This is a genomic window from Streptomyces sp. SID14478 (assembly GCF_010548525.1).
GTDB lineage: Bacteria > Actinomycetota > Actinomycetes > Streptomycetales > Streptomycetaceae > Streptomyces.
Genome location: NZ_JAAGMG010001237.1, coordinates 1 through 3,159, shown reverse-complemented (window position 1 = coordinate 3,159; position 3,159 = coordinate 1). Strand labels below are relative to the sequence as shown.

The window sequence follows — 3,159 nt, the reverse complement described above, 5'->3', positions numbered from 1 at the left end:
CCCTTGGCGTCGAGCGTCGCGAGCGCCACCACGTCGCCGGGCCCGGCCCCCGCCTCCGCCAGGACGGCCCGGACCAGCCCGAGCACCTCCTCGGACGTCACCCCGGCGCGGGCGCCGACCCCGACGACCACGGCGTCCGGGTGGTGTCGGATGTGCGCCGCGGGTGCCGGATGGGTTAGCAAGGGCCCATGGCGGTGTTCGTGGCGCTCGGCGCCTTTGTGATGACCCTGGTCGGCGGTTGGACCGCGAGGCGGGTCACCGACCGGCGCCACCTGGTGCTCGGTCTCGCGGGCGGGCTGATGCTCGGCGTGGTCGGCCTCGATCTGCTGCCGGAGGCGCTGGACGCGGCGGGCGGCCCGGTGTTCGGCGTGCCCGCGGCGCTGCTGCTGTTCGTCGCGGGGTTCCTCGGCGCGCACGTCCTGGAACACCTCCTGGCCCAGCGCCAGGCCGCCCACGGCGCCGACGAGCACGAGAACGGCCGGGCCCCCGAGGTCGGGCTCACGGCCGCCGGGGCGATGGTCGGGCACAGCATGATGGACGGCATCGCGATCGGCGCCGCGTTCCAGGTGGGCGGCGGCATGGGACTCGCCGTGGCGCTCGCGGTGATCGCCCACGACTTCGCCGACGGCTTCAACACGTACACGATCACGCGGCTGTACGGGAACGCCCGCCGCAAGGCGATGGCGATGCTGCTCGCCGACGCGGTGGCGCCCGTGGTGGGTGCCGCCTCGACGCTGCTGTTCACCATTCCGGAGCAACTGCTCGGCGGTTATCTCGGCTTCTTCGGCGGCGTGCTGCTGTACCTGGCCGCCGCCGAGATCCTGCCCGAGGCGCACCACGACCACCCCGCCCGCTCGACCCTGCTGTGCACGGTGGCGGGAGCGGCCTTCATCTGGCTCGTGGTCGGCCTCGCGGGCTGACCGGGTCACCCGCACCGGTCGACCAGCCGGGCGGCGATCTCCGGCCGGCCCGCCCAGTGCGTGTGCAGATAGCTGGCGTGCACGCCCCGCTGCACGAAGCCCTCGACGCGGGGCTGCGGCAGCCGCATGCCCCACGCGGGGGCGGGGCCCGCGCCCGGCTCCATCACCGTCCGGTGGAACTCGTGGCCGCGCAGCCGCGCCCCCGCCGGGGCGAGGACGCTGTCGGACACGGCGACCGCGTCCCGGTAGCCGAGGGTGAGCCGGGTGGACATCCGCGCGTCCGCGTCCAGCACGCCGCACATCTCCTGGCCGTCGAGGGAGCGGGCGAGGTAGAGCAGGCCCGCGCACTCGGCGACGACCGGGGCGCCCGAGAGGGCCAGTTCGGCGACGGCCTTGCGGAGCCGTCCGTTGGCGGACAGCTCGGGGGCGTACACCTCGGGGAAGCCGCCGCCTATGACGATTCCCGCGGTGCCCTCCGGGAGTTGTTCGTCGCGCAGGGGGTCGAACGTGGCGACCTGGGCGCCCGCCGCGGTGAGCAGTTCGGTGTGCTCGGCGTAGGAGAAGGTGAAGGCCGCGCCGCCTGCCACGGCCACGATCGGCCCGTGCGGGTGGTCCGTGGCCGGACGGGCGGTTTCCCGCGTCTGTGACGGCACCGGCCGCCATGCCTCCGTCGCCAGCGGGGGAGCCGTGCGCGCCAACGCCAGCAGCCCCTCCAGGTCGCACCCCTCGCGCACCATCTCGGCCGCCGCGCGTACCGAGTCCACCGCCTCGGAACTCCGCTCGGCCACCGGCACGAGCCCCAAGTGACGTGCCGGGGTGGCCACTTGGGGCGTGCGGCGCAGCGCGCCGAACACCGGGACGCCGACCTCCTCCAGCGCCTCGCGCAGCAGCAGCTCGTGCCGCTCGGAGCCGACCTTGTTGAGGATGACGCCCGCGAGCCGCACCTGCGGGTCGAAGGACGCGAAGCCGTGCACCAGCGCCGCCACCGAACGCGACTGCGACGAGGCGTCGACGACGAGCACGACCGGCGCCTTGAGGAGCTTGGCGACATGCGCCGTGGAAGCCAGCTCGCCCTGCCCCGACACCCCGTCGAACAGCCCCATCACGCCTTCCACGACGGCCAGTTCGCACCCCTGCGTGCCGTGCGCGAACAGCGGCGCCACGAGCTCGGGACCGCACATGTACGCGTCCAGGTTCCGGCCGGGGCGGCCGGTCGCGAGCGCGTGATAACCCGGGTCGATGTAGTCGGGCCCGACCTTGTGCGGGGACACGGCGAGGCCCCGCTCGGCGAACGCGGCCATCAGACCGGTCGCCACGGTGGTCTTGCCCGACCCGGACGCGGGCGCGGCGACCACCAGCCGGGGCACGGTCACGGACGTCGCTACCACTCGATGCCCCGCTGGCCCTTCTGGCCCGTGTCCATCGGGTGCTTCACCTTCGACATGTCGGTGACGAGATCCGCGAACTCGACCAGTTCCTTTGGGGCGTTGCGCCCCGTGATGACGACGTGCTGGGTGCCGGGGCGGTCCCGCAGCACCTGTACGACCTCGTCCACGTCGATCCAGCCCCAGTGCATCGGGTACGCGAACTCGTCGAGCACGTACAGCTTGTACGTCTGCGCGGCCAGGTCCCGCTTGACCTGCTCCCAGCCCTCGCGCGCCTTCTCCTCGTTGTCGGAGTTGTCGCCGTGGATGCCGCGCTGCACCCACGACCAGCCCTCGCCCATCTTGTGCCAGTCGACGGTGCCGCCCTCGCCGGAGGCGCCCAGCACCTTGAGGGCGTTCTCCTCGCCGACCTTCCACTTCGCCGACTTGACGAACTGGAACACCCCGATCGGCCAGCCCTGGTTCCACGCGCGCAGCGCGAGCCCGAAGGCGGCCGTCGACTTGCCCTTGCCGATGCCCGTGTGCACGAACACCAGCGGACGGTTGCGACGCTGACGTGTCGTCAGTCCGTCGTCCGGTACGACACTCGGCTGTCCCTGCGGCATCAGGCGGCCCTCCTGCGGGTCTGGTTCGTTCCTTGTGCGTCCTTGACGAGTCCGGCGATGGCGTCGGCCCGCAGCTCGTCCAACGTGACGGCGCTGCCGCCGAGTTGGCCGGCCAGCTGACCGGCGAGCCCGAGCCGCACCATGCCGCTCTCGCAGTCCACGACCACCGAGGCCGTGCCCTCGGCGGCGTGCAGCCCGGCCGCGCGCCCGGCCAGCTTCACCGGCTCGGGCCCACCCGTGGCCCGCCCG

General features: G+C 73.5%; 4 protein-coding genes and 1 pseudogene. 1 reads left to right on the top strand and 4 read right to left on the bottom strand.

Annotated elements, in window-relative coordinates; translation table 11 throughout:
- Window positions 1-182, bottom strand: a 182-nt coding sequence (locus G3I40_RS39800; RefSeq protein ID WP_164559693.1) for a cobalamin biosynthesis protein, incomplete at its 3' end; no start/stop codon positions are given.
- A 6-nt stretch (window positions 183-188) separates the two neighbouring features.
- Here G3I40_RS39800 and G3I40_RS39795 point away from each other — a divergent pair.
- Window positions 189-920 carry a ZIP family metal transporter gene (locus G3I40_RS39795; protein WP_164559692.1) on the top strand — a complete coding sequence of 244 codons (732 nt, stop codon included), beginning with the start codon at window positions 189-191 and terminating at the stop codon, window positions 918-920.
- 5 nt (window positions 921-925) lie between these two features.
- Here G3I40_RS39795 and G3I40_RS39790 read toward each other — a convergent pair whose 3' ends face one another.
- The 3 genes and pseudogenes from G3I40_RS39790 to G3I40_RS39780 form a co-directional block, all read right to left on the bottom strand.
- Entirely contained in the window at window positions 926-2,293 is a 1,368-nt protein-coding gene (locus tag G3I40_RS39790) for a cobyrinate a,c-diamide synthase (protein WP_164559691.1), read from the bottom strand.
- An 8-nt stretch (window positions 2,294-2,301) separates the two neighbouring features.
- Window positions 2,302-2,910 (bottom strand): cob(I)yrinic acid a,c-diamide adenosyltransferase, encoded by a 609-nt coding sequence (gene cobO / locus G3I40_RS39785; protein WP_164559690.1) that lies wholly within the window; start codon window positions 2,908-2,910, stop codon window positions 2,302-2,304.
- Window positions 2,910-3,159, bottom strand: a pseudogene (locus tag G3I40_RS39780) (magnesium chelatase); the annotation flags it as partial. The pseudogene G3I40_RS39780 and the gene cobO, both read right to left, overlap by 1 nt.

Bases quoted from the DNA above. Each gene is read 5' to 3' on its own strand.
- G3I40_RS39795 (WP_164559692.1), top strand. From the start codon at position 189: ATGGCGGTGTTCGTGGCGCTCGGCGCCTTTGTGATGACCCTGGTCGGC.
- cobO (WP_164559690.1), bottom strand. From the start codon at position 2,910: ATGCCGCAGGGACAGCCGAGTGTCGTACCGGACGACGGACTGACGACA.